This window comes from Brevibacillus daliensis (genome assembly GCF_021245735.1).
In the GTDB taxonomy this organism is placed as follows: Bacteria; Bacillota; Bacilli; order Brevibacillales; family Brevibacillaceae; genus Brevibacillus_B; species Brevibacillus_B daliensis.
This window is the reverse complement of sequence record NZ_JAJISB010000004.1, coordinates 12,090-37,837: the sequence shown is the minus strand read 5'-3', so window position 1 is coordinate 37,837 and position 25,748 is coordinate 12,090. Positions and strand designations below refer to the sequence as shown.

The window sequence follows — 25,748 nt, the reverse complement described above, 5'->3', positions numbered from 1 at the left end:
GCGCTCCTCCAAAAATCGAACTGGCCGAACCAGAGACAAATCCCGCAAAGCCGGATCATACAGTTTCTTTAAAAATGAATTCCCGTCCGAAAATTTCACAATTTGACGGAGCTTGGATGAGGCAGAGATGGCGTATTAGATAAATCAATTAGTCCGAAAATGCTCCTCCGTGCAAAGAAGATCCATTCGAAATCAGAATACCGAAACCGAAAGATAAATGGCCAAGCCAATCGCTACGACATTCCCAAGGATGATATACCATTTCAGCATGGCCTTGTTGCGTCGCTCTGACTTAAAAACATCTCAACTCATGGAAAAAAAAACTGGGATTACCCATGCGATCATGACAATCAAATACGTGATCACACCTGTCGCTTGCCGGGATAGCGTCGAACGGAACGCCATGCTGTTCCATGGGGTTTCCAATGACCTATTGGGGAGCAGACGGTGATCAGCTGAAATTTCGTTGTCCTCATGCAATAGGCAAAGTGGATTGTCCACTTGGCATGGCAGCTTGCTCCTCCTCCAACTATGGGATGGTCCTCAAGATCGATGTGAGAGATGATCTACGCAGATATAGCAACCCACATCGAGACACGAAACGTTGGAAAGAACTATACAACGAAAGAACCAGTGTCGAGCGATGCAATTCTAGAATGAAAACATATTTAACCGCAGACGCTTTGCATGTTTGGAGCATAAAGAAGGTGACCACACACCAGTATCTGAATGCGATCGTCTTGTTAGCTTCCGCACTTGCTACCACTCGTCAAACCAAAAGAGAAGCAGCTTAAAAAAGATCATTGTGAAAATTCTGCAGGTCTGCCCATTTTCATGATAATCTCACACGAAAACCAGGTTTTACGCTAGAAACCCAAGTGTTCCTTTTGAGCTTTTGAAAAAAGGACAATTATGCAAAGTGCTCAAATAAAAAACTCCCGCCTCACACAACCATGCGGTGACAATGAAATTCATCCAATGTTCGACCGATTGGTTGCTGAGGCGAGAGTATCGCGGTACCACTCAGCTTCTCTACCCTTTTTGCAAAAGGCAGACTAAAGAGGATCGTCCCTGACAGATCGCCAGTTCAGACTTCGGTTCCGTAACGAGAACCATGTCGTTGTCCACTACTGCTACACCATTGTGTCGTTCGCAGACAAAGCTCAGAGGTGATATTCGAATAAGGGTAATGACCGTCCTTTCAGCTCACGGGACGGCGTTCTTGCATCAGAGCCTGATTCTACTTGTCCTCTTCTACGCCATCTATGGGGGAATTTGTTTGTTTATGTTTGAACTGATTGTAAGGATTAGAATTCGTGCTTGTCAAGCGGGCAACAAAAAAATTGTCTGGGTGGAAGTTGAGAACGCGATCCCGTCCTCATTGAAAAAAATAGGGGGCAACTTGATGTGGCAAAGCCCGTGAAGTATTCCAAATCAAGGAGTTGGAAGCAATACAAGGAACAGTCATCAGAGAGAACATTCTGAGACAATTGTTCGTTACCCGCTGTTTCAGCCCACATGGTCTGAGCGGGAATATACGTTCGAATGAGTAATTCGGCAAATGTATGAAGGTTCCTGATGCATTTGCTGTGACAAGAAAGGTTGTAGAATTGACAAAGGAGTTCCTTTTTTGGTATAATCATGAAAATCATTTCCATCTCCAACGGTTAAACCAGTACGAGAAATCACTGGATTATGAGTTCCTCTACGGACAGCCTCCTCCATAACCGTCAGTTGATCTGACATTTTTTCAATAAGCGGTCTCTCTTGATAAACCGCTCTGTTCCGCTTCCATATTACTGCGCACAAAAAAGGGTATCCAATAGCCGAACATTCGACTTATTTGAAAACCCTGTTCATATATTTATTATGTTCTTAATTTCACTTAATCAGTCTTGCTGTCCTCATTCCAATTTTGGATGAGCGATGTGTAGCAAGACCATCAGCAGATTTGGGCTTCAATTTAATTAGAACAATGATTTAATACTTGCTAGGACAGTGAGCACGCCCACAATAATGACAAACGCATTGCTCAGTTTCCCTCTGTATTTAGCTAGTACAGGAATTTTACGGATCGCATACATTGGTAATAGACATAAAATAGCAGCAACTAAAGGTCCGCTGAGGCTATCGATAATTCCAAGAATGCTTGGATTTGTATAAGCAGTAAGCCAGCATGTTAATACGACAAAAACAAGGATCGTTGTCTTAATTGTTTTTTCATTAACGTCTTTTCCGCGCGCTCTACTAGACTCTACAATCATGTCACGCATTACCTCGTATGCTCCTACATAATGGCCAAGAAAGGACTTTGTTACGGCCACAAAAGCAATGATAGGACCTGCAATAGCGAGTATTGGCGAATTAAGCTCATTAGCAAGATAGGAAAGGATTGACAAATTCTGTTCTTTTGCCATTACTAGATCATTTGGAGTCAAACTCATGACACTGCTCCAAACAAAGAACATGACAACAGTAAAAGTTAGAATATAACAGACTTTTTGTATTTGGCCACATTTGGCATCAGTAGCTTCGATTCCATAGGTTGCCCTCTGTTTGATAACAAAAGACGAAATAATAGGAGAATGATTAAACGAAAATACTATGATGGGCAAAATCAACCATATCCTTCCGAAATAACTCCATGGTGAAGCAGTAGAAATACTTGCAGAACTAAAAATCGCCGTATTCCAATATGGAATTAAAGATATTGCGATAAAAAGCAGAGAAGCGATAAAAGGATATACAAGCATGCTCATTACCTTTACAGTAATATCTTGACCAAAATTCAGTATAACTATAAGACCAAGTACCAATACAAGCGATAAAATTGCTCTTGGTGGCTCATTCATGCCCAATTGATTCACCATAAAACTACTTGCAGTATTTGTTAGTGCAACTGAATACATCAGCACGATCACATAAATTGAGATGAAAAATACTAGGTTAAAAATTTTACTTGCCTTATTTCCAAAATACTCTCTAATCGTACCTGTGATTCCCTCATCAGCAGAATCAGAAGCGTATATCATTTTAGCTAGCGCCCTATGCGAATAGAACATGATTGGAAATGAAAGTATGGTAATGAGGAGTAATGATATTAAACCTCCTGCACCTGCATTAATTGGTAAAAAGAGTACTCCTGCTCCAATCGCTGTTCCAAAAAGGCTCAATGCCCAGGTGGTATCTTGTTTATGCCATTTTTTAGGGTCTAGAAATTTTCCATTTTCTTCTGCGGTATTTTCAGCTTGTACATCAATTTTTTTAGCTGTATTTCCATGCATATTATAATTCCTCCTTGTATACTTAAATCTTATTACTTTTCTCCAAATATTTTATTTTTAATAGCAACTCCTGTGGGTGTGGCTGCAACTCCGCCTAGACCTGTCTCTCTTAATTCGCGAGGCATCTGTCTCCCTACTCTATACATCGCTTCAATGACTTCGTCAGCATTGATGATATTCGTTACGCCTGCTAATGCAATATCCGCTGCTACTAAAGCATTGGACGTTCCAATGGCATTTCTCTTTACACAAGGAATTTCTACCAAACCTGCAACCGGATCACAAACTAAACCGAGTAAATTTTGTAGTGCGGTTGAGAAGGCCTCAGAAGATTGCTGTGGTGTTCCCCCAGCAGCTTCCACCGCTGCTGCAGCTGCCATTGCCGAGGCACTGCCTACTTCAGCTTGACATCCCCCTAATGCTCCAGCAATACAAGCGTTATTTGCTACTATCATTCCTAATAAAGATGTAGTGAATAGAAAATGGACCATTTCTTCATGACTTAACTGGAGCGTATCTTTAATACTAAATAGTACTCCCGGGATCGTACCACTCGCGCCTGCTGTTGGAGTTGCACAAATAACCCCTAACGCAGCATTTACCTCATTAACACCGATAGCATTTTGGACCCCGAACACCATCAAATCTCCAGAAAGGACTTTTGCACTTTCACGATATTTTTTTATTTTAACAGCATCTCCTCCGGTTAATCCTGTTGGAGAAAATACTCCGTTGCCCTCAATGCTTTTCTTTATAGCGTTTTCCATGCACACTAAATTTTTTTCCATTTTACTCCAAACTTCTTCATAAGAAGTTTTCGATTGTTCTATTTCCTGCTCGATTGCTAATTCATAAATCGACTTTTGTCTTTTATTAGCTGCATCTACAATTTCTTTTATGGTCATGTACATAAAAATTTTATCACCTCCCTAGTTATAATTAGAGTATAATGACATTAGCTACGCTGCCAAAAACAGCCAATTTCTTCTGAATATCACTAGGTAATTGTGAATCCAAAGCAAATTCATATAAATACTTTCCGCCTTTTTCTAAACAATTTAAGTAGTTAATTTCGACATTATTTTCTTTAAAAACCCTGCGCAAACCAAATTCAAGGTCATTTCTTTCGGAAATTGCTATAATAATCGGCAATGGCCCTTCAAAATTTAAGCTAAACCCGTCAATTTCAATATGTTTGACTTCAATTAATCCACCACCAATAGAAATACCCAATGTTCTAATACTTCGACTTTCATCCTCCATATATACATCAGCAGTATTCGGATGACCTGCAGGACTATTACCCGCTTTTTCTATAAAGGTAATGTCAATTCCTTTAGATTCTGCTATTTCAATAGCACTAGGCACTCTAGTATCATCAGAGGCAAATCCTAATATACCAGCAATGATTGCAAAATCAGTTCCGTGTCCTTTATGGGTTTCAGCAAATGATTCGTAATACTTTACCACAATTTTTTTGGGAAGGCCTTGGAATAATTTATTAGCAACTGATCCAATAGCTAAGGCACCTGCAGTATGCGAACTGGATGGACCTATCATAATCGGTCCAATCACATCAAAACAACTTTTGTAACTTACTACCTTTTTTTCTTTAATAGGTACTACGGTTATACTCATATAAAATTCCTCCTCATTGTTACCATACCAATTACTAGAATTATCAATTTGGGAACCGGATTAGCTACGATAATGTCTGCTTGAGTAAGAAGTTCAATAGCAACAGTGGAATTATTACCAAATCCCCCCCTTGGTGTAAGGGCTTTCATTAATAGCAGTAATAAATTCTATTACATATACACCACCTTTAGCGTAATTTAGTAAGGCCTCAGATCAGAAGGTTACGCAAGCTGCTCCAGAAAGAGCATTTAATGTTTTTTCATAGGTGCTTTAAACTCAAATGCCTACATTAAACCACTGACTCCCGCGATTGTAGGAACCTCCTCTGAGATGTTGATCAAATTTTATAAAAATTTATTACAGTAACTATTTTTTATTACATGTTCAAAATATCACAAGCTAAGTCATGCTGTCAACGCGTTGATAATAAATTACTTTAATAATAATAAGAATATATTTTTTGTGTCTTGGAATGTTACCAAACTCTGTTATAATTTTTTTAAACGGAACAAGTTTCACAGTGAATTTAACTTTTAATACTGACGATGTTGACTTGAAAAGGAAAATACTACGTCGAAGGAGGAATACTAAATTGGATAATGAACTATTTCGACACTATAAAAATATAATGAATTATTTCGGGGAAATTTTAGGACCTAATTATGAATTTGTATTACATGTTTTAAATCCTAATGGAGGTTCTCATATCGGTCATATAGTCAATGGAGAATTAAGTGGAAGATCTTTAAATGGCCCATTAACTAACTATGCAAAAAAGTTAATCAATGAAAAAGAATATTTATATAAGGATCATGTTGTAAATTATGTTGGAGAAGGACCAAAAAGTAAAAAATTTCGTTCATCTACTTTATTTATTAAAGATCATGAAGGTCAATTACAGGGCCTTTTTTGTATAAACTTTGATGCCGATGCCTATAGGAAAGTCGCAATGGATGTTTTAGAGTTGGCTAATCTAAGTTTAGATATAAAGCATATCGAAAAGAATACTAATCAGGAACAACCTGTTGAAAAACTTACTGATAATGTTCGTAATATCATTTATACAGTAATAGATAAAGATATATTAGAATCTGGTGCTCAATTATCACCTGAACAAAAGAAACTCGCTATTTCCAAATTAAAGGAATTTGGGGTATTTGATATTAAAGGTACAATAAATGAAGTTGCTGAAATAATGGGAATATCTGAATCAAGTGTCTATCGTTATCTTCAAATGATATCACGGGACGAAGGCAAGCTACTTAGACCCAGGTAATATCCATTACTCTATTGGAAATGAACTTGGGTTTAAAATCAAAAATAATTCGAACAAATTTCCCGATCATATCGCATACACAATTATGAACCAAATCATAATCGGGTAGGAGGCTACCCATTAGTTGAGTAGCCGACCTCCCACACCATCGTACGTACCGTCCGGTATACGGCGGTTCCTTAGTTCACGCAGTTACTTGTCGATAATAATCTGAAAAGTAGAGGAATCCTAATCCTTTGAGGGTATTATTGCCGAGGGATGTAGCGAGGATAGGGCTATTGGATGTTCTCCAATAGCTCTTTCTTGTGTTTGCGTATTCCCATGCTTTCTGTTTGTGGACTCCGAGTGTTTTCAATTGCTCAAACCTTGTCTTCACTCGTTTCCACTGTTTCCAGTAGACCATGCAAATCCTTCTTCTCATCCATTCATCCGTAGATTGGAGTAGTTTCTTCATATCCGCTATTTTGAAGTAATTTACCCACCCCATAATATAGCGTCTCAGTTTCTCCGCTCTTTCTGCATTTCCTATTCCATTGCTTCTCGATGTGAGTTCCTTTACTCTAGTTTTCATCTTTACAATGGATTTTGGATGAATTCTGATTCTCGTTTCTTCTTTATGCTGATAAAATGAGAATCCAAGAAATTTGACTCTTCTCGCCTCATCTACCACCGTTTTCTCCCGATTGATTCGAAGAAACAGTTTCTTTTCGATGAAAGGGATTATGTTTTCTAGTGCCCTTTCGGCACTTCTTTTGCTTTTGCAGAAGATGAGAAGGTCATCCGCATAACGCACAAATCTATGTCCTCGCTTCTCCAGTTCCTTATCCAGCTCGTTTAGCATGATATTGCTGAGAATTGGACTCAAGTTGCCACCCTGCGGCACACCGACTTCTGTTTCTTCAAAGTGGTGTTTCATGACAACCCCAGCTTTCAGGTACTTGTGTATGAGTGAGATGACTCGTCCATCTTTGATGGTTCTCGATAATACCTCGACCAGCTTACTTTGATTCACCGTATCGAAGTATTTCTCCAGGTCCATGTCGACCACATATTTGTACCCTTCCTGTATGTTGCGCTGGCTCTTTCGAATAGCGTCATGTGCACTCCGCTTGGGGCGGAAACCGTAGCTGTTCACTGAAAACTGTTCCTCGTAAAGGGGTGTGAGTACTTGGGCTATTGCCTGTTGTATCACTCGATCCACAACGGTTGGGATTCCAAGATTTCTTCTCTTTCCGTTCTCTTTCGGTATTTCTACCCTTCGAACGGGATTTGGACGGTGCTTCCCATCCAGAATGGCTTGCCTGATGGTTTTTCCGTTTTCTTTGAGATATTGTAGAAGTTCATCTACTGTCATCCCATCAATCCCGTGAGAGCATTTGTTCGCTTTGACTCTCTTGAACGCTTGGTTCATATTGTCTCTGCTCACGATTTCTTCAAGCAAGCCCTTCCTCGACTCGTTTGCGTTGGTGTTGTTGTTTTCAGCTATCCTTACAGGACTGTGCGCTCCCGCATACCCTTCGTGTTCCGCACTATCTATCTGCGTGGAGCCTTCCGTTGGAAGTTGGCTGCCCTTTACTCCTGTGTTGGTAGCATTCATTGACTAACACCTCCTAAGGTTCAACCCTTCCCTCATGTCGTCGACTACATGAAGTACTATGGCTTCTGCTGACTTCTCATGGTAAATCTTGTTTCAACCGTGATTTGAAGTGGATCTCCTCACGTCCATGAGACCTCCCGCGGTAAGACGATTCACTTTCCCTCCATGTACCCACATCATTTACATTGGTATGTCCGTGTAGTTGATTGGACTTCGCTTTGTGTTGCAAGCTCATCCCATAAGCCTATGCCTAATGATGTTCGTGTTCCTTGGGTCGGAGTTTTGCCTCCAGCTTCCTCCAGCTTCCTTCAGATTCCATCTCACGATGGACACCCTTGCTCTTGGCTAGTGGTTGGTAACTACAAACCCCCACAGTGGACTTTCACCACCTAGTTAATCGCCATGCGTGGCACACAACAAAAAGGTGACCATAACTGGTCACCATTTTTTTAAACTACTCGATTTACTTGGAGGAGTTCGACACACTATACAAATGTTGTCTACAAGATTTACGGAAATCCAGTTCATTAAAGACCCTTGTCTACTAGTCGTCTACAATTTCAGGCATTAAAAAAGCCCAAACCGCATTAGGTCGGGCTTTTCTTGATGGAGGCGGGGGGATTCGAACCCCCGTCCGAAAACAGCGATACATGAGCATCTCCGAGCGCAGTCACTCATTTAAATTTCGGTAGTGGATTCGCGGAGTGACGCGCTGACCCGCTACCTAGTCTGATTGATCTTCTTCCATCAGCTCCAGACGGAAGCCTTAGGCGTATCCCACTAAGTTTGAGTGCTAGTCACGCCACATGGGCGATGGAGTGGTAGCACCTAGCTGAGATTAGGCAGCTAGAGAAAGTTGTTTGTTGCCAGTTAATGGCTATCCGCGTTGATGACGAGGTCCGCAGCCCCCCGGCTCGCTTCTCATGCTCTACCATCCCCGTCGAATCCAAAACGCCCCCAGGATAGAAATTAGAGCAAGTAGAAAGTAAAACTATGAAGTTATACCACCAAAAATTACATCTTGTAAAACAATACTTTCTAAAACAACCAGTAATCCTCAATAACAAGCTTGTGACTTTCAGAGACAGAACAGACGACCGGGATCCAATCGGTCGCCTGTTCAACTCCGAGGCGCTTTACCCATCTCAGTTCTACACGATACTAAGATGATGAAAAGAGTGTTAATATGTGCACCTGTAGACCACAGTGTATTACCAACTTGTTATAGCTATATATTATCATAACCACATTCAGTTCTCAATGAAGCATCTTGGTAACAGAGGAAATAGAATGGAAGTATCCCGACCTTTTCCAATATTACTCGCCTTCAACGTTACAGAACCGAAAATATAGCTATATATGAAGAAAATGGCATAATCCTTAGAAACTAATACTTCTGCCGATCACGTAGAGCACGCTCCACTTCACGCTGAGCATCCTTCTTCTTCAGGTCTTCTCTCTTATCGTAGTTTTTCTTACCACGAACGAGTGCCAGTTCCACCTTAGCCCATCCGTTTTTCAGATAGATACTAAGAGGTACAAGCGAGTAGCCCTGTTCACGAACCAAACTGTTCAGCTTCAAGATCTCCAGACGCTTCACCAACAGTGTACGATTGCGTTCAGGTTCATGGTTAAAGCGGTTCCCTTGTTCATACGGGCTGATATGCACGTTGTACAAGATAAGCTCCCCATCTGTTACCTTAGCAAAACTGTCTTTAAGCTGTACGCGTCCTCCCCGAATCGACTTGATTTCCGTTCCAGTAAGGGCAATTCCTGTTTCTATCACTTCTTCAATGTGATAGTCATGTCTTGCTTTTTTGTTCTGTGCTACGGTCTTGGTTCCTTTTTTTGAAACGGTCACGGAAATCACCTCATCTTCGCAAGAAATCGTACATCCTAGTATAGCAAAAATGAAGCATTCAGGCAATTACTTACGCTTGCGCTTAGCTGATTTAGCCACAGATTTCTTCTTCTTTTTCTTAGCTCCAACGTAATCTTCCCAGAAGCCTTTCTGTTTGTTGCTCACGGTCTCCTCACTACCTTGACCACCAGATTCAGGAATGCTCACCTTGCGACCACCATTTCCTGATTTTTCACCAGCTCCACGGGAACCATCCCCTGCTCCACCACGAGAATCACCGCGTTCCGAGCGTTTGCGTTTACCAGCACCGAACCCTGTATCTTTCGTTGCTTTGGATCTCTTTTGTCCGCGGTTACCGTTATCTCGGTCTCGACCGGCACGTTGATCATTACGCCCACGGCCACCTTCGATTACCCGTGAGCCGCGCGTATTGCCTAACCGGATTTCGCTTGGTTTTTTCATACCCACTATCTCAAAATCAATCGTGTGTTCATCTACATTTACATTCGCTACCCGAACAAGTACCTCATCACCAATGCGGTACTGTTTACCCGTACGCTCACCAATCATGGCATACATCTTTTCGTGGTAGTTATAATAGTCGTCTGTCATATAGCTGACGTGGACCAAGCCCTCGATTGTGTTAGGCAGTTCCACGAAGATACCAAAGGAAGTAACACTAGAGATTACACCCTCGAACTCTTCGCCGATATGTTGAAGCATATATTCTGCTTTCTTCAGATCGTCTGTCTCACGTTCTGCATCTACTGCTACTCGTTCTCTATGAGATGTATGTTCCGCAATAATCGGCATCTCTTCTGTCCAGTAGGCTTCTTCTTTAGGATCAAGCACTTTTTTCTCTAGCCACAGACGGATCATTCGATGCACGATCAGGTCAGGATATCTGCGAATTGGAGAAGTGAAGTGCGTGTAAAAATCGGTGGACAGCCCAAAGTGTCCCAGACTCTCCGCATCGTACTTCGCTTGCTTCATGGAACGAAGCAATACCGTGCTGATAATAATCTCTTCCGGCGTTCCTTTTACTTCTTCTAAAAGCTGCTGCAAGGCACGTGGATGAACCGAATTTCCTTTTCCTCGAACCGAGTAGCCGAAGTTGGTAATGAACTCCATGAAATTCTGTAGCTTCTCTTCCTTCGGATCATCATGGATGCGATAAATAAACGGACGATGCAGTCTGTGAAAATGCTCGGCAACCGTTTCGTTGGCAGCCAGCATGAATTCCTCAATGATTTGTTCCGCTATGGTGCGAGTACGGAATCCAATATTAGTCGGTTCGCCTTCTTCATTTACATAAATCTTGGCTTCACGGAAATCAAAATCGATCGCGCCACGCTTCATACGCTTATTGCGCAGTTTCAGGCATAGCTCTTTCATATCTTCAAACATTGGGACTAGCTCTTTATATTTTTCAAGCAGCTGTTCATCCTGATCTTCCAAAATACTGCGTACATCAGCGTAAGTCATACGTTCATTCGTACGAATCACACTTAGGAAAATATCATGATCTACCACATTCCCGCCGGCGTCCATCTCCATATCACTGGAAATCGTCAACCGGTCTACCTGTGGATTCAAGCTACAAATCCCATTGGAGAGGCGATGAGGAATCATGGGAATAACCCGATCTACGAGGTATACACTGTTTCCCCGACGGTACGCTTCCTGATCGAGTGACGACTTGTGCTTCACATAGTAACTAACGTCAGCGATATGTACGCCCAGTCGAATATTACCGTTTTCCAGACGTTCCAAGGATACCGCGTCATCAAGGTCCTTCGCATCTGCGCCATCAATGGTGACCATCATGCGATCACGTAAGTCACGTCGATCTTTTATCTCATCTTCCGAAATTTGATCCGGCACAGTTTCCGCCTCTTCCATTACATCGGCAGGAAAGCCTTCGGGCAAGTTATACTTACGGATTATTGAGAGAATATCTACTCCTGGATCATTTTTATGGCCCAGAATCTCTACAACCTCTCCTTCTGGATTACCTCTGCCCTCAGGGAACTTCACAATTTTCACTACTACTTTATGGCCATCTGCTGCCCCATTGTTAGCTTCTTTTGGAATAAAAATATCCTTGCCAATACGCTTGTCATCTGGAATCACAAAACCATAAAAATTCTCATCCTGATACGTACCTACTATCGTACTCGAACTGCGTTCACAAACACGAATAATCCGCCCTTCCAGACGGTTTCCATTCATTTCTTTTTCTACACGAACCAGAACGGTATCACCATGCATGGCTCCGTTCATATCATTAGCGTGTACATACACATCATCAAGACCTTCTGCTTCCGCAATTACAAAGCCAAAACCTTTGGGATGGTTTTGTAATCTACCTCGAATCAGATTCATCTTTTCTGGTACCCCATACCGATTGGTACGTGTTCGAATAATTTCACCGCGAGTTTCTAATTGATTAAGGGTTTTTACCAGGTCCTTGAACTCATTCGAACCTGAGAGACTGAATGCCTCTTCCAGTTCATTTATTGTCATCGGATGATAAACTTGTTCCCGCATAAAGGAAAGAATATCGATTTCTTTCATCTGTTTGCTCCTTTTTTATGATTATCTATAGTATGCCACGATATCGACATGGAAAAACATCTTTATCATATAGTGTACTAATCTTATGAAAAATTACCTATTTTCTCTTTGTTTGTACCAAAGAAAAATAGATATCCTGTGAATTATGTAGGAGAATAGAATAGTAAAGCTAGAATTTCTGAATTAATGAGCCCATTAATGGCACATCTACGTACTTCGTAAAATCTAATAGAAATGAAAGCTTCCATTCATCAAGAAAAAAAGACAGCCGATGTAACATCCGCTGTCTTTATACTCAATTCAATTTACCCTTGTAGGAAGAATGCAAGCAATACTGCAGATACCATAAACAAAACAGCAAAAACTACTGTTACTTTGTTCAATACTGCATCCATACCTCTTGCTTTTTGTTTTCCTACCATCTGTTCATTACCGCCGCCAATAACTCCGCCTAATCCAGGGCTTTTACCTGACTGCAGTAGCACAGCGATAATCAAGGCAATCGCTGAGATTACTAAAATGATCTTTGCAACTAATGCCATTTTCTCTTTCACCTCAATACAATGTCAGTACGCGAACCCATCATTGTCCATAATCTATACTTTACCACAACTAGATCTGAACAACAACTTAGATTACCCTACTTCCCATACACTTCCTTTACATTCCAGACCTATATATGCAACCAAAAAAACATCTATACTAGAAAAATGAATATATTCGCACTTTTTATGGTATAATTTTCCTTATCATCCATTCGCCTCCTTGATTTTACCTACTCTTTTTCCAAGTATTTAAAAATCCTGTTAATATAAGTCACTTTCGAAATATTGTCAGAATTGTGTACAATTACTTTTGGTGTGTCCGTTTTGTTGCAACTGTTATAATTTTCCCTTACAATGCAAGTAGGTTTCATTACAGGTATTATTCTTATACTAGGAGGTTCCTCTCGCATGGCTGGTTCAAAATTCAAGAAAGACATGAATCAAAATGACATTATTGACTCGGCGAAAGCATTTGGTTTTTCTTTCGGTCTATTGTTTTTAATTTTCATACTCTTCGTTGTAGCCACAATATTCTATCCACCAAAACACGACACAGGTGAAGCTAGCGGCGGTGCAGGCGGAGGAGCAACTGCTGAAATTAACGCAGAACAACTCGTTCAAAAAAGCTGTATTGCCTGTCACGGTCAAAATCTAGAAGGTATGTCTGGTCCTGCTCTAGCTAATATTGGATCTAAATTAAGTGCTGATGACATTAGTAAAGTTATTAAAGAAGGTAGAGGTATAATGCCTCCTGGACTAATTAATAATCCGAAAGAAGTAGCTGCAGTAGCTAAATGGTTATCTGAAAAGAAATAAAAAACTCACTATTCCAACATTAAAACTACTATGAAAAACCGATTGTTTATAGAGTCAAAAAGCTCTGTTGGTCCTAAGGACTGGCAGAGCTTTTTTTGTGTGTTACGACATTTGTTCTAGCCTTGTTTTCTGAAGGAAATGATGGCGAAAATGCATTTCGACCAAAGCGTACCACTCTTTGGCATGTAAAAACCCTAGTCCTGGATGTTGAATTTTACTGTCATGTGTACCTTCATGTAGCTTCGGTTCTAAATCTCGCATTCTTTCTAACACCTTCTCAAGCCCTTTTCGGATTTGCTCCTTGCTTTCAGGCTCTGCTGGCGTATACTCAGGTGAAGCTGGAACTTGAATTTGAATCGGCGGAAAACTCCCCTGAGCATAAACGCGCTTACCCTGCTCTGTTTTTTCTCCTGAGTAATGAACATTCGGATCTTCCTTGTTCTGTATCATACAAAGTTCCACATTGCGCAGTTGCATGTAAAGTGCAGATTGGATAAGATGCATGTACATCTGGCCCAAAGACCACTCCCCTGCGCTTGGTTTGTATGTAAGACGTTCCCAGTCATAGCTCTCCAAAGCTTCTAAATAATCCGTTACTACGACCTCAAACTGTTGTAAAACTACCTTCGTATTCATAAACCACTGCTCCTTTTCTATTTGAATACAACTAGTATAGAAAAACACTACTGACACCAGTATGTCAGTAGTGCTTCAACATTTTTGTAATTTCTTTTCTAACAAGTTGTTTCAGTTCTTCAGGCTCCAGTACTCTGGCGTCGGCCCCCCATCCAAGCACCCAGGAAAGGATTTCTTCTAATCGACGAACTCGTAGCGTAACGAGTACACCAGTTGAATCCTCAGAAAACGAATCGATATAATAAAAATCATCTTCTTTTACCAGGTTCCTTGATTTGCCTGATAGATGGATGCGAACCACTGTGTGCCGATCATCCACAGGTTTATAAGTCTCCAGATAAAAATCAGATGGACGCTCAAATTTTTTCTCTGTCATGTCAAGACCAGTAATCCGACTTAATCGAAAGTGTCGAATCTCTCCACGCAAATGACAAAACGCTAAAAGAGCCCATTTATCCCGTACCAAAACTAGACCGTACGGATTAACAGTGCGCTCTGTTTCTTTGTTTTTGTCAGGTTTATTAGCTGGTTTTTGGTAATGAATACGCACCTGCTTTTGTTCCAGTACTGCTCTACGAAGTACCCCCAGAATTTCTTCTTCATGTTCGTTTGCTGCACTTGCTCTCTGTAGAATAAATCGGATGCCAGACCGAGTCTTGTCAACGTCTCCTCTTACTTCTTCGGATAAGATACCTTCTAACTTTCTACTAGCAGTCTCTACATGGTTACGATAACTTTCATCAAACTGCTGTTGGATATAAGTAGCACCCAACAGTAACGCAGATGCTTCCTCTGCTTTAAAACAAACTGGCGGCAAAAAGTAACCTTCCATCAACGAATATCCCTGTCCCGGTATCCCGATGAGTGGAACACCTGCTTCACTGAGTGCTTGAACATCCCTGTAAATAGTTCGTACACTTGTTTCAAAAGCAGCAGCCAAATCTTCCGCACGACAACTGCCTTTTCGTTGAATCTCTACTATAATAGCCAACATGCGGTCTGTTTTGTTCATTCACATACTCCCTATATGAAACTATATATTAGTTAAATTATAAAATATTTTCTGAACCATACGCTATAATAGAAGTAGCAAAGCAGTACATAAAGGGTATATAACTTCTAAAGTTGCTTTCATTGCTTTAGTCAGTTCATCTTATATCACAAAAGGAGGAGTCTTTCATGTATGATGTAATAATTATTGGTGCTGGTCCTTCAGGAGCAAGTGCAGCAATCTTCACTGCAAAAGCAGGAAAGAAAACGTTGCTAATCGACAACGATAAAGGTGTTACCAAACGCGCTTGGGTTGAAAATCACTATGGTGTATCAGAAATCAGCGGTCCTGACCTTGTAGAAACAGGTCTGAAACAAGCTGAAAAATTCGGTACTGAGGTCGTAGAAGATACAGCAACTGCAGTATCCAAAGAAGGCGATGTCATTACTGTTACAACAGAAAACGGCTCTTATCAAGGTGGTCATTTGATCATCGCTTCCGGTATGATGACTACACTTGCTGAAGCAGCTGGAATCGCTACAAAAGACGGTACAGAGCCTCGCATCAAAACCGTATTTGATGTAAACGCACAAGGTAAAACCAACATAGAAGGTATCTGGGCAGCCGGTACATGCGCTGGAGTTAGCATGCACACCATCATCACTGCCGGAGATGGTGCCAAGGTAGCGATTAATGTAATTAGTGAGCTGAACGGAGATCGCTACGTGGACCACGATGTATTGAAAGCATAACTAGCTTCATCTCTACTAGAGCCATCTCTCCCTTAGGGAGGATGGCTTTTTCATTGTTCATTTTTATTTATTCCCTATCCAAAGTGGCGTAGAAGGAGCAAAATAGTGGGATACGTAGCATCTGGCGTAGCCTCACCCAGCGGAGGGTGAAAATCTGGGAAAAAGAATCGCAACCCATGATTACGCTTCCTAGCAACTACCTCTTTTTGCGATTCCCCAGATTTCCATCCGGAGCGAGCACCCCATACCCCCAGTAAGGCGAAGACGAATGCGGAGTATCCCACTATTTTGCTCCTTCCCCCCAAAGCCACGATTTACTCACGGAGCGGACAGTCCATCCCCCCAGCAAGGCGCAGACCGAATGCGGAGTAGCCAACTGTTTTGCTCCTTCTCCCCCACAGCCACGCCAAAGAAAAACCACCCTCCCCTTACGGGAAGGATGGCTTCTTCTTTATTCATTATTAATTCTTCATTGATTATTTTAGGTTATAGAATGCTGCACGTCCGCCGTAACGAGCTGTGTCACCCAATTCATCTTCCAAACGAAGAAGTTGGTTGTATTTCGCAACACGGTCAGTACGAGAAGGAGCACCTGTTTTGATTTGACCAGCGTTAGTTGCAACCGCGATGTCAGCGATTGTGGAGTCTTCTGTTTCACCAGAACGGTGAGAGATAACTGCTGTGTAACCAGCGCGTTTAGCCATTTCGATTGCATCGAAAGTTTCAGTAAGCGTACCGATTTGGTTAACTTTTACCAAGATAGAGTTAGCTGTATCGGATTCAATACCTTTAGACAGACGCTCAGTGTTTGTAACGAACAAATCGTCACCAACCAGTTGAACTTTGCTACCAAGACGGTCAGTCATCAGTTTCCAACCAGTCCAGTCATCTTCAGCCAAACCGTCTTCGATAGAGATGATTGGATATTTGCTTACTAGATCCTCGTAGAAAGCAACCATTTCTTCAGTTGTTTTCACTACGCCTTCACCAGTGAAGTGGTATTTACCATCTTTGAACATTTCAGTAGCAGCTACGTCAAGAGCGATGAATACGTCTTTACCAGCTTCGTATCCAGCAGCTTTGATAGCTTCAAGAATTGTAGTGATCGCTTCTTCGTTAGATTTCAAGTTAGGAGCGAAACCACCTTCGTCACCTACAGCTGTGTTCAAACCTTTTTCGTTTAGAACTTTTTTCAGAGAGTGGAAGATTTCAGAACCCATACGAAGCGCTTCTTTGAAAGAAGGAGCGTTTACTGGCATAACCATGAATTCTTGAATATCTACTGTATTATCAGCATGCTCTCCACCGTTCAAGATGTTCATCATTGGAACTGGAAGAGTTTTTGCGTTGAATCCACCCAGGTAGTTGTACAAAGAAACACCTAGAGAAGATGCTGATGCACGAGCTGCCGCCATAGATACACCAAGGATAGCGTTAGCGCCTAGTTTACCTTTGTTAGGAGTACCATCTAATTGGATCATAGCCATATCGATACCAACTTGATCAGTTGCATCCATACCGATTAATTCATCAGCGATAATATCGTTAACGTTGGAAACGGCTTGAGTTACACCTTTACCAAGGTAACGAGATTTATCACCGTCGCGAAGCTCAACAGCTTCGTGAGCACCAGTAGATGCACCGGATGGAACTGCTGCACGGCCCATAGAACCGTCTTCCAAATATACTTCAACCTCTAGAGTTGGGTTACCGCGGGAATCTAGAATTTCGCGTGCATATACATCAGTAATAATTGTAGTCATTTAGGCCATCTCCTTTGATCTTGTTCCTATGTGTGAAGAACTTTATTACTTCATGAGGGATTTACCCATCATTTCAGCCGGTTTTTCTAAATCTAGTAACTCAAGGATTGTTGGTGCAAGATCAGCAAGAATACCATCTTCACGAAGTTCAACACCCTGTTTTGTCACGATAAAAGGTACTGGGTTCGTGCTGTGCGAGGTAATTGGGTTACCTTGTTCCGTCAGCATTTGGTCAGCATTACCATGGTCAGCTGTAATAAGGGCTACCCCGCCTTTTGCTGTAATCGCATCAACGACACGACCTACGCAAGTATCGGTTGTTTCAACAGCTTTGATTGTTGGTTCCATCATACCAGAGTGACCCACCATGTCGCAGTTAGCGAAATTCAGAATGATCACATCGAAGTTCTCTTCTTCAATCTCTTTTACTACTGCATCTGTTAATTCATATGCGCTCATTTCTGGCTTCAAATCGTATGTCGGAACTTTTGGAGATGGGATCAAAATACGTTGTTCACCCGGGAACTCCTTCTCACGACCACCATTGAAGAAGAACGTAACATGTGGGTATTTCTCTGTTTCAGCAATACGCAATTGTTTCAATCCGTTTTGAGAAACAACTTCACCTAATGTGTTATCCAGATTGGATGGTTGGTATGCAACATACCCCCCAACTGTTTCTGAGAAATGAGTCAAGCATACGAAGTGTAGATTGCGTGGGTGGTTCTCTCCACGATCAAATCCACGGAAATCTTCGTTTGTGAATGCTTGAGATGTTTGGATCGCACGGTCAGGCCGGAAGTTAAAGAAGATAATAGAATCTCCTTCTTCTACCTTACCAATAGGCTGGTCGTTCTCATCTACCATAACGGTAGGCATTACGAATTCATCCATAATGGATTTTTCATAGGATTCCTTAACAGCTTTGATCGGATCTGTGTAATGTGGAGCATCACCATATACCATCGCACGGTACGCTTTTTCTACACGCTCCCAACGCTTGTCACGGTCCATCGCATAGTAACGACCTTGAACGGTAGCAATACGCCCTACACCTAATTCATTCATTTTTTCTTGTAGTTCTTCGATGTACGTAACAGCACTATCAGGAGCTACGTCACGTCCATCCAGGAAACCATGAACAAACACGTCTTGCATGTTTTCTTTTTTCGCCAGTTCAAGCAAAGCGAACAAGTGTTTAATATGACTGTGTACACCACCATCGGAAAGTAAGCCGAAGAAGTGAACTTTCTTGTTGTTTTCTTTTGCATGGTTGAAAGCATTTAAAAGTGTTTGGTTATCAAAGAATGAACCTTCCGTGATTGACTTCGTAATACGAGTAAGATCCTGGTATACGACACGCCCTGCACCGATATTCAGGTGACCCACCTCAGAATTACCCATTTGTCCATCTGGCAAGCCTACAGATAGTCCAGAGGCTTTCAATGTAGCGTTCGGATATTCTTTCATGAAACGATCGTAGTTTGGTTTTTTCGCTTGATTAACAGCATTACCGTAATCGCTACCGCGAAGACCAAACCCGTCCATGATAATTAATGCAACTGGTTTCGGTCTGTTAGACATCTTTCTTTCCTCCTACTTCTGTGCACCCTTGATAAGACCCATGTATCCATCTACTGTCAAGCTAGCGCCACCAACCAACGCGCCATCAATGTCAGATTCACCAAGATAACTAGCTACATTTTCAGGTTTTACACTGCCACCGTATTGAATGCGCACTTGATTAGCTGACCCTTGCCCAAATACGTTTGCCACCACGTTACGGATGTAAGCAATTGTTTTGTTAGCATTTTCTGCTGTTGAAGATTTACCTGTTCCGATTGCCCAGATTGGTTCGTAGGCAATAACAACATCCTTCACTTGTTCAGCAGTAAGTCCTTCTAGAGCCGCTTCAGTTTGCGTGCGAACGACATCTTCTGTTTTGTTAGCTTCATATTCCTCAAGAGACTCTCCCACACATACGATCGGCTTGATTCCATGAGCAAGAGCTGCTTTCGTCTTCTTGTTCACAGTCTCATCTGTCTCGTTAAAATATTGTCGGCGTTCGGAGTGTCCGATAATTACATAGTCAACACCCAACTCTTTAAGCATCAACGGGCTGATTTCACCGGTAAAAGCTCCGGATTCTTCAAAATGCATGTTTTGTGCGCCCAATTTATATGGCGTACCTTTTAATTGCTCTGCCAACGCTTGCAGATTTGTAAAAGGTGCGCAGATTACTTTCTCAATTTGTGCTGCCTCGTCTTGTTTTGGTAGATCGGAAGCAAAAGCAGTCGCTTCTGCAATATTTTTAAACATCTTCCAGTTACCAGCAATAATTGGTGTTCTCATCGTTACTCTCCTTTTCCAATCTGTAAGAAGCTTACTTGTCTTCTAGTGCAGTTACACCTGGAAGTTCTTTACCTTCCATAAATTCAAGGGAAGCTCCGCCACCCGTAGAAATATGAGTCATCTTATCAGCTACGCCTGCTTTTTCAACAGCCGCTACAGAATCACCACCACCGATGATGGTAATGCCTTCACATTTTTCCATTGCCTTCGCAACCGCGATTGTACCTTCTGCAAATGCGTCCATTTCAAATACGCCCATTGGTCCGTTCCATACCACTGTTTTGGATGGAATAACCGCTTCACTGTAATTGGCGATTGTATTCGGTCCAATATCTAGTGCCATCCAGCCTTCTGGAATCGCATCAATTGATACAACTTGCTTATTAGCGTCAGGAGCGAACTTGTCAGCCACTACTACGTCAACAGGCATCAGCAAATTCACTTTATGTTCTTTTGCTTGTTCCATCAATGTGCGAGCCAGATCCAGCTTGTCTTCTTCGCAAAGGGAAGCTCCTACACTGTAGCCTTGTGCTTTGATAAAAGTATTAGCCATACCGCCACCAATGATCAACGTATCCACCTTGGTCAATAGGTTTTCGATTACACCAATCTTATCTTTTACTTTTGCACCACCTACGATTGCAGTGAAAGGACGCTCTGGATTGCTTAATGCTCCACCCATGAACTCAAGTTCTTTCTCCATCAACAGACCAGCAACTGCAGGGATATACGCTGCAATTCCTGCTGTAGAAGAGTGAGCACGATGAGCAGTACCGAATGCGTCATTCACGAACAGATCAGCTAAATTAGCAAAGCTTTTTGCCAATTCTGGATCGTTCTTTTCTTCCCCTTTATGGAAGCGGACATTTTCAAGAAGAACAACGTCTCCTTCCTTCATGTCATGAACTGCCGCTTCCACTTCAGTCCCGGTGGAATCATTCAGTTTGTTAACTGGTTTGCCAAGAAGAGAAGCTAGATGTTCCCCTACAGCAGTCAGGCGCATTTCTTCTACCACTTCACCTTTAGGACGACCAAAATGGCAAGCCAAAATGACTTTTGCCTTGTTATCGACCATATGTTGAATGGTTGGCAGAGCAGCACGGATACGTGTGTCGTCTGTAATAACGCCATCTTTCATTGGTACGTTAAAATCTACACGGCAAAAAACTCGTTTTCCAGCTAACTCTATATCGCGGATGGACTTCTTGTTCACAGCAGGTACCTCCTCAGTCTTGTTCCTTCATCATATCAAAGTTTACCAATCAATCGTATATTTTCATGTGTAAGGAGAAAAAGGGAGAGAATCTCTCCCCTTCCCCTCAAGACTATATTTTATGGCTTACAGACCTTTTTTTGCAATGAAATCGCAAAGATCTACAACACGGTTGGAGTAACCAGACTCGTTGTCATACCAAGAAACTACTTTTACCATGTTTCCTTCGATAACCATTGTGGACAATGCATCGATTATAGAAGAATCAGGGTTTCCGTTGTAGTCACTAGATACTAGTGGCTCTTCAGAGTAGCCCATGATACCTTTCAATGGACCTTCAGCTGCTGCTTTAAGAGCTGCGTTTACTTCTTCAGCAGTTACAGCTTTTGTAGTTTCAACAACTAGGTCAACTACAGATACGTTTGGAGTTGGTACACGCATAGAGAAACCGTTTAGTTTTCCTTTTAGCTCAGGAAGTACCAAGGATACCGCTTTAGCCGCACCAGTAGAAGTTGGGATGATGTTCTCAGCTGCTGCACGAGCACGACGAAGGTCTTTGTGAGGCAGGTCAAGAATTTGTTGGTCATTTGTGTAAGAGTGAACAGTAGTCATCAGACCTTTTACGATTCCGAAGTTGTCGTTCAATACTTTTGCAAATGGAGCCAAGCAGTTTGTTGTGCAAGATGCGTTAGAAATTACGTGGTGGCTAGCCGCATCATATTTATCATCATTAACACCCATAACGATTGTAACATCTTCATTAGAAGCTGGTGCAGAGATGATTACTTTCTTAGCTCCACCTTCTAGGTGTTTCGCAGCATCTTCGCGTTTTGTGAAACGACCAGTAGATTCAACTACGATCTCAATTCCTAGGTCGCCCCAAGGCAAGTTAGCTGGTTCGCGCTCAGCAAGTACTTTGATTTCTTTACCGTTTACAACTAGGTTGTTTCCGTTTACTTCAACAGTAGCATCAAGCTTACCGTGAACAGAGTCATATTTCAAAAGATGTGCTAGAGTTTTAGCATCTGTCAAATCGTTTACAGCTACAATTTCTACAGCTGGGTTTTTAAGAGCTGCGCGGAATACGTTACGTCCAATACGACCAAAACCGTTAATACCTACTTTTACCATCGTAGATTCCCTCCTGGATTCAATCACATGTATGATATATTTTTAATCTATATCGAACCAATTCGCGATAAGCATCGGAACCGGACGATGACATCTCAAGCCTGTATGCTACTTTAGCGAGCATGTTATATACACCTATGGAGGAGCGCACCTATGCTAGTATGCCACTCCTAAACTTTAGTAATTCTAGGAAACCTGTTTATCCTGAATTCCTATTGAATCATTCTGAGCGTGAAACATTCTGTTAGGTTTGAAAAACATGTGCTAAAGAATAACCAGTGTCTTAGATTTGACTTCTATATTTTATAGAAGCTTTTCTTATAACAGCTGGGCATCAGGGTGTCTAGCTTGACGAAATTGCCCTACGATTGCCCGGGCAGCTCCCTCATCTGTAATCAGTACGGTTTGACAAGATTGTTTAGCAAAAGACATGATCGCCTTAGCCTTACTGCTCCCACCTGCTAGGGAGAGAACAACATCTGCTTGCCTCACATTATCCAAGGTGATACCTATGGTAGGCATTCGATGGACAATTTCTCCTGCAGCATTAAAATAATAACCAAATGCTTCCCCTACAGCTCCCAATTCAGTTAGCTCGGAGATTTCCAAATCGGTGTACTTTCTTCGTTTTGCCATAGCCACTGCATCACCAATCCCATGCATAATGACTCGTGAGCGCTTCAGAAGCTGTAATACTTCCGATACTTGCTCTTCACCCATCAGCGACTGTACGGCATCAGGGCCTAGTCTGTCTGGAACGTGAAGCAAGCGATACTGGGCTCCTGTTTTGGCTGCAAAGATGGAGGCTAGCGTATTTGCTTGCAACTCTACCTTCTCACCTAGTCCACCGCGCCCCGGAACAAACTGAACTCCGCGAAAATGTGGGGAAGGTGTAAGGTGTTCAGAGACGGCTGCTATGGTAGAACCACCTGTAATGGCAATTACATCGTCTTCTTCAGCATGTAACTTTAATAAGGCGGCACCAACACGACCTAACTCTTTTTTTCCCCACTCTGATACATCCATATCACCGGCAACCACAATTACTTTGTTAATATGGAGCAATCGTTCCAGCTGTATGGCTAGATCACTAAATCCAAATAACTCATCAGCCATACTTTCCATATTACTTAGTAACTGCAAGCCCTCTTCCGTGCAGCTCATTCCGATTGGGGATACATGGATCAAACCCCAGTCTTTCAGAAGATCTACCTCTGCACGTAATATCCGTTCGGTGGTTTGCAAATTCTGAGCTAAGGCTCTTCTGCCCACAGGCTGCAAATATCGAATGGATTGCATCAAATCGTAGCGTTTGCGCATGATATGAATTAAATCAGGCACTAACTGCTTTTGTATATCAAGTAAGCTCCGCATTCTGCTCTCATCCTCAATCAAAATTACCAGGGACACCAAGTGTCCCGGACTATACAAATTATGTCCCACTTAGCTGAAAAAAAATAAGCAGAGTGCTTACTCTTACTTTAGCATACCCTCTGCTTAGTGACAAGTTAAGTCAAATTTATCCCTAATCTGTTCACAATTTTTATTTTTCAATTGTGAGTGAGTCGGTTCAATTCCTGCCTTAACTCCTCTTCTGTTACCACCGAATGAATGGAGACAAAAGCCTCTACTCCATTTATCTCTACTACCGGAATGGTAAACATGTACTTTTCTTCAAGCGCCAGATCACTTGTAATATCCACTACCTTTAATTGAATCGGATACTCTACAGAAAGCTTCTTAATAAACCCTTCCACCTCATCACACAGATGACATCTTGCTCTGCCATAGAGTGTCAAGGAAATTGGAGATTGATTCGTTTTCTGATCTTTCCTATTCAACAATGGCATAATTCCCTCTCCATTTATTTCTAACCTTATTTAAAACGTTTCCGCTTGGCAGATGAAGGAATGAGCATCTCTTCCCGATACTTTGCAACCGTTCTTCTAGATATCTCAATCCCTTCCCCTTCCAGCATCTCCGCCAGTTTTTGATCGGAATAGGGTTTTCCACTGTCTTCTTGTTCAATCAACAGCTTAATTCGTTTTTTCACGCTCTCCGATGATGTTGCCTCTCCACTCGTCGTAGACAAGGCTGACGTAAAGAAATACTTCAGTTCAAAAACACCACGTGGTGTCTGAACATATTTATTGCTTGTTGCACGACTTACCGTTGATTCATGTAGCTGGACACGTTCTGCAATATCCTTCTGTGTCATTGGCTTCAAGTGATGAATGCCATGTTCAAAGAAGTCATATTGGAGGTCAACAATTGCTTGCGTAACCCGCAGCAAGGTTAATCGACGTTGCTCCATACTTTTTGCTAGCCACATAGCTGCATTTAACTTTTCATTAATAAATATTCGAGTCTCATCCTGAGAACTTTTCTCTTGGAGCATTCTTTCATAAAAACGATTGATCGATAGTCGAGGTAAGGAGGAATCATTCACGATAACGATGTACTCACCCATTACCTTCTCTACGGAAACATCTGGAATGATATATCTCGTGTCTGTATTCTGAAAACTGGCTCCTGGTCGGGGGTTTAACGTACGTACCAAATCAGCAATACGTTGTACATCTAGCACGGTTATTCCCAATTTCTCTGCAATTTTAGCATAGCGATGATTAGCTAGATCGAGTAAATGTTCTGAAATTACTTTAACCGTCTGTTCATCATCCAGACCTTCATGCTCTAATTGCAACAGAAGACACTCTTCAAGGCTACGTGCACCGACCCCTGCTGGTTCTAAATGGTGAATGACACATAGAACATCTTCTACATCTTCCTGTGAAACACCCAGATTCCCAGCAATCGTCATCGGAGGAATCTCCAAATAGCCACGTTCGTCCAGATTACCAATTATATATTGGGCGATTTGTCGTTGTGTTGAAGTCAGCCTTTTCACGAATCCCAGTTGTTCTTCTAAATGTGTATATAGCGTACCGCTTGAATCGCTTACATGATCCAGTGGATTGTAGGCGCTTTCATCTTTATTCACAGAATAATCGGTGTTACTTTGATTGTTTAATAATTCTTTCCAATCAACCTCGGTTGTTGCTTCTTTTTTTTCTTTTACGGGAATCTCAGCTTCCTGGAGATCAATAACAGGGTTTTCTAATGCTTGTTCCTGTAGATACGTCATTAGATCTACCGCTGAAAATTGTAGAATCGTAATCGCTTGACGCAACTCAGGCGTCATCACCAGTTTTAGCGTTTGCTCTTGGTACAATCCCAAGCCCATATTCATGTATGCATCCCCCTCTCGATACAGAAAACGTTGCAGGTCTTGTGGTCTTCTCAATAAAAGCTATGC

The 25,748-nt window shown here is 41.8% G+C and carries 22 protein-coding genes, 1 other RNA gene and 1 pseudogene; 4 read left to right on the top strand and 20 right to left on the bottom strand.

Annotated elements, in window-relative coordinates; translation table 11 throughout:
* Nucleotides 1–377: 377 nt before the first annotated feature.
* Nucleotides 378–794: pseudogene (locus LM917_RS06060) on the top strand (transposase); the annotation flags it as partial.
* A gap of 715 nt (nt 795–1,509) precedes the next feature.
* Here LM917_RS06060 and LM917_RS06055 read toward each other — a convergent pair.
* From LM917_RS06055 to sdaAB, 4 genes are all read right to left on the bottom strand, one after another.
* Nucleotides 1,510–1,809 (bottom strand): hypothetical protein, encoded by a 300-nt coding sequence (locus LM917_RS06055; RefSeq protein WP_232696602.1) that lies wholly within the window; start codon nt 1,807–1,809, stop codon nt 1,510–1,512.
* 158 nt (nt 1,810–1,967) lie between these two features.
* A complete protein-coding gene (locus tag LM917_RS06050; protein ID WP_232696601.1) occupies nt 1,968–3,284 on the bottom strand; it encodes an aromatic amino acid transport family protein in 1,317 nt (438 codons plus the stop codon).
* 32 nt (nt 3,285–3,316) lie between these two features.
* Entirely contained in the window at nt 3,317–4,195 is an 879-nt protein-coding gene (gene sdaAA / locus LM917_RS06045) for an L-serine ammonia-lyase, iron-sulfur-dependent, subunit alpha (protein WP_232696600.1), read from the bottom strand.
* A gap of 28 nt (nt 4,196–4,223) precedes the next feature.
* Nucleotides 4,224–4,922 carry an L-serine ammonia-lyase, iron-sulfur-dependent subunit beta gene (sdaAB, locus tag LM917_RS06040; protein ID WP_232696599.1) on the bottom strand — a complete coding sequence of 233 codons (699 nt, stop codon included), beginning with the start codon at nt 4,920–4,922 and terminating at the stop codon, nt 4,224–4,226.
* Nucleotides 4,923–5,514: 592 nt separating this feature from the next.
* Here sdaAB and LM917_RS06035 point away from each other — a divergent pair.
* The gene (locus LM917_RS06035; protein ID WP_232696598.1) at nt 5,515–6,198 is read left to right on the top strand and encodes a helix-turn-helix transcriptional regulator; all 684 of its coding nucleotides are present in this window, start codon (nt 5,515–5,517) and stop codon (nt 6,196–6,198) included.
* A 184-nt stretch (nt 6,199–6,382) separates the two neighbouring features.
* Here LM917_RS06035 and ltrA read toward each other — a convergent pair whose 3' ends face one another.
* From ltrA to secG, 5 genes are all read right to left on the bottom strand, one after another.
* Nucleotides 6,383–7,795 carry a group II intron reverse transcriptase/maturase gene (gene ltrA, locus LM917_RS06030; RefSeq protein WP_232696597.1) on the bottom strand — a complete coding sequence of 471 codons (1,413 nt, stop codon included), beginning with the start codon at nt 7,793–7,795 and terminating at the stop codon, nt 6,383–6,385.
* Nucleotides 7,796–8,399: 604 nt separating this feature from the next.
* Nucleotides 8,400–8,754, bottom strand: a transfer-messenger RNA (tmRNA) gene (ssrA, locus tag LM917_RS06025).
* A 428-nt stretch (nt 8,755–9,182) separates the two neighbouring features.
* Nucleotides 9,183–9,656, bottom strand: coding sequence for an SsrA-binding protein SmpB (gene smpB / locus LM917_RS06020; RefSeq protein WP_232696596.1), 474 nt, complete (start codon nt 9,654–9,656; stop codon nt 9,183–9,185).
* A gap of 66 nt (nt 9,657–9,722) precedes the next feature.
* The gene (rnr, locus tag LM917_RS06015; protein WP_232696595.1) at nt 9,723–12,233 is read right to left on the bottom strand and encodes a ribonuclease R; all 2,511 of its coding nucleotides are present in this window, start codon (nt 12,231–12,233) and stop codon (nt 9,723–9,725) included.
* A gap of 305 nt (nt 12,234–12,538) precedes the next feature.
* Nucleotides 12,539–12,775, bottom strand: coding sequence for a preprotein translocase subunit SecG (gene secG, locus LM917_RS06010; protein WP_232696594.1), 237 nt, complete (start codon nt 12,773–12,775; stop codon nt 12,539–12,541).
* A 411-nt stretch (nt 12,776–13,186) separates the two neighbouring features.
* Here secG and LM917_RS06005 point away from each other — a divergent pair, with 411 nt between their 5' ends.
* The gene (locus LM917_RS06005) at nt 13,187–13,594 is read left to right on the top strand and encodes a c-type cytochrome (RefSeq protein WP_232696593.1); all 408 of its coding nucleotides are present in this window, start codon (nt 13,187–13,189) and stop codon (nt 13,592–13,594) included.
* Between the two features lie 102 nt (nt 13,595–13,696).
* On the opposite strand, the gene LM917_RS06000 is transcribed toward LM917_RS06005, so the two are convergent.
* Together LM917_RS06000 and LM917_RS05995 are read right to left on the bottom strand one after the other, a co-directional pair.
* Complete coding sequence (locus LM917_RS06000; protein ID WP_232696592.1) at nt 13,697–14,230, bottom strand: DinB family protein; 534 nt, start codon at nt 14,228–14,230, stop codon at nt 13,697–13,699.
* A gap of 64 nt (nt 14,231–14,294) precedes the next feature.
* Entirely contained in the window at nt 14,295–15,242 is a 948-nt protein-coding gene (locus LM917_RS05995; protein WP_232696591.1) for a helix-turn-helix transcriptional regulator, read from the bottom strand.
* A gap of 167 nt (nt 15,243–15,409) precedes the next feature.
* Here LM917_RS05995 and LM917_RS05990 point away from each other — a divergent pair, with 167 nt between their 5' ends.
* Nucleotides 15,410–15,973, top strand: a complete 564-nt coding sequence (locus LM917_RS05990) for an NAD(P)/FAD-dependent oxidoreductase (protein WP_232696590.1) — start codon at nt 15,410–15,412, stop codon at nt 15,971–15,973.
* Between the two features lie 74 nt (nt 15,974–16,047).
* Here the strand turns inward: LM917_RS05990 and LM917_RS05985 are convergent, their stop codons facing one another.
* The 9 genes from LM917_RS05985 to rpoN form a co-directional block, all read right to left on the bottom strand.
* Entirely contained in the window at nt 16,048–16,257 is a 210-nt protein-coding gene (locus LM917_RS05985; RefSeq protein WP_232696589.1) for a hypothetical protein, read from the bottom strand.
* 192 nt (nt 16,258–16,449) lie between these two features.
* Entirely contained in the window at nt 16,450–17,736 is a 1,287-nt protein-coding gene (eno, locus tag LM917_RS05980; protein WP_232696588.1) for a phosphopyruvate hydratase, read from the bottom strand.
* A 45-nt stretch (nt 17,737–17,781) separates the two neighbouring features.
* On the bottom strand, nt 17,782–19,320 hold the full coding sequence (gene gpmI / locus LM917_RS05975) for a 2,3-bisphosphoglycerate-independent phosphoglycerate mutase (RefSeq protein ID WP_232696587.1): 1,539 nt from the start codon (nt 19,318–19,320) through the stop codon (nt 17,782–17,784).
* A 12-nt stretch (nt 19,321–19,332) separates the two neighbouring features.
* Nucleotides 19,333–20,088 carry a triose-phosphate isomerase gene (gene tpiA / locus LM917_RS05970; RefSeq protein ID WP_232696586.1) on the bottom strand — a complete coding sequence of 252 codons (756 nt, stop codon included), beginning with the start codon at nt 20,086–20,088 and terminating at the stop codon, nt 19,333–19,335.
* A gap of 31 nt (nt 20,089–20,119) precedes the next feature.
* Entirely contained in the window at nt 20,120–21,301 is a 1,182-nt protein-coding gene (locus LM917_RS05965; protein ID WP_232696585.1) for a phosphoglycerate kinase, read from the bottom strand.
* Between the two features lie 126 nt (nt 21,302–21,427).
* Nucleotides 21,428–22,432, bottom strand: a complete 1,005-nt coding sequence (gene gap, locus LM917_RS05960) for a type I glyceraldehyde-3-phosphate dehydrogenase (protein ID WP_232696584.1) — start codon at nt 22,430–22,432, stop codon at nt 21,428–21,430.
* Between the two features lie 318 nt (nt 22,433–22,750).
* Nucleotides 22,751–23,806 (bottom strand): sugar-binding transcriptional regulator, encoded by a 1,056-nt coding sequence (locus LM917_RS05955; RefSeq protein ID WP_232696583.1) that lies wholly within the window; start codon nt 23,804–23,806, stop codon nt 22,751–22,753.
* 176 nt (nt 23,807–23,982) lie between these two features.
* Nucleotides 23,983–24,282: a glutaredoxin family protein gene (locus tag LM917_RS05950; RefSeq protein WP_232696582.1), complete on the bottom strand. Its 300-nt coding sequence runs from the start codon at nt 24,280–24,282 to the stop codon at nt 23,983–23,985.
* A gap of 26 nt (nt 24,283–24,308) precedes the next feature.
* Nucleotides 24,309–25,682 carry an RNA polymerase factor sigma-54 gene (gene rpoN, locus LM917_RS05945; protein WP_232696581.1) on the bottom strand — a complete coding sequence of 458 codons (1,374 nt, stop codon included), beginning with the start codon at nt 25,680–25,682 and terminating at the stop codon, nt 24,309–24,311.
* Between the last annotated feature and the right edge of the window lie 66 nt (nt 25,683–25,748).

Excerpts from the sequence above, each read along its gene's own strand:
- LM917_RS06000 (WP_232696592.1), bottom strand. The coding sequence starts at position 14,230 with ATGAATACGAAGGTAGTTTTACAACAGTTTGAGGTCGTAGTAACGGAT.
- secG (WP_232696594.1), bottom strand. The coding sequence starts at position 12,775 with ATGGCATTAGTTGCAAAGATCATTTTAGTAATCTCAGCGATTGCCTTG.
- eno (WP_232696588.1), bottom strand. The coding sequence starts at position 17,736 with ATGACTACAATTATTACTGATGTATATGCACGCGAAATTCTAGATTCC.
- rnr (WP_232696595.1), bottom strand. The coding sequence starts at position 12,233 with ATGAAAGAAATCGATATTCTTTCCTTTATGCGGGAACAAGTTTATCAT.
- gap (WP_232696584.1), bottom strand. The coding sequence starts at position 22,432 with ATGGTAAAAGTAGGTATTAACGGTTTTGGTCGTATTGGACGTAACGTA.
- LM917_RS05990 (WP_232696590.1), top strand. The coding sequence starts at position 15,410 with ATGTATGATGTAATAATTATTGGTGCTGGTCCTTCAGGAGCAAGTGCA.
- sdaAA (WP_232696600.1), bottom strand. The coding sequence starts at position 4,195 with ATGTACATGACCATAAAAGAAATTGTAGATGCAGCTAATAAAAGACAA.
- ltrA (WP_232696597.1), bottom strand. The coding sequence starts at position 7,795 with ATGAATGCTACCAACACAGGAGTAAAGGGCAGCCAACTTCCAACGGAA.
- gpmI (WP_232696587.1), bottom strand. The coding sequence starts at position 19,320 with ATGTCTAACAGACCGAAACCAGTTGCATTAATTATCATGGACGGGTTT.
- sdaAB (WP_232696599.1), bottom strand. The coding sequence starts at position 4,922 with ATGAGTATAACCGTAGTACCTATTAAAGAAAAAAAGGTAGTAAGTTAC.
- LM917_RS05995 (WP_232696591.1), bottom strand. The coding sequence starts at position 15,242 with ATGAACAAAACAGACCGCATGTTGGCTATTATAGTAGAGATTCAACGA.
- LM917_RS06005 (WP_232696593.1), top strand. The coding sequence starts at position 13,187 with ATGGCTGGTTCAAAATTCAAGAAAGACATGAATCAAAATGACATTATT.
- LM917_RS05950 (WP_232696582.1), bottom strand. The coding sequence starts at position 24,282 with ATGCCATTGTTGAATAGGAAAGATCAGAAAACGAATCAATCTCCAATT.
- tpiA (WP_232696586.1), bottom strand. The coding sequence starts at position 20,088 with ATGAGAACACCAATTATTGCTGGTAACTGGAAGATGTTTAAAAATATT.
- LM917_RS06050 (WP_232696601.1), bottom strand. The coding sequence starts at position 3,284 with ATGCATGGAAATACAGCTAAAAAAATTGATGTACAAGCTGAAAATACC.
- LM917_RS05955 (WP_232696583.1), bottom strand. The coding sequence starts at position 23,806 with ATGCGGAGCTTACTTGATATACAAAAGCAGTTAGTGCCTGATTTAATT.
- rpoN (WP_232696581.1), bottom strand. The coding sequence starts at position 25,682 with ATGAATATGGGCTTGGGATTGTACCAAGAGCAAACGCTAAAACTGGTG.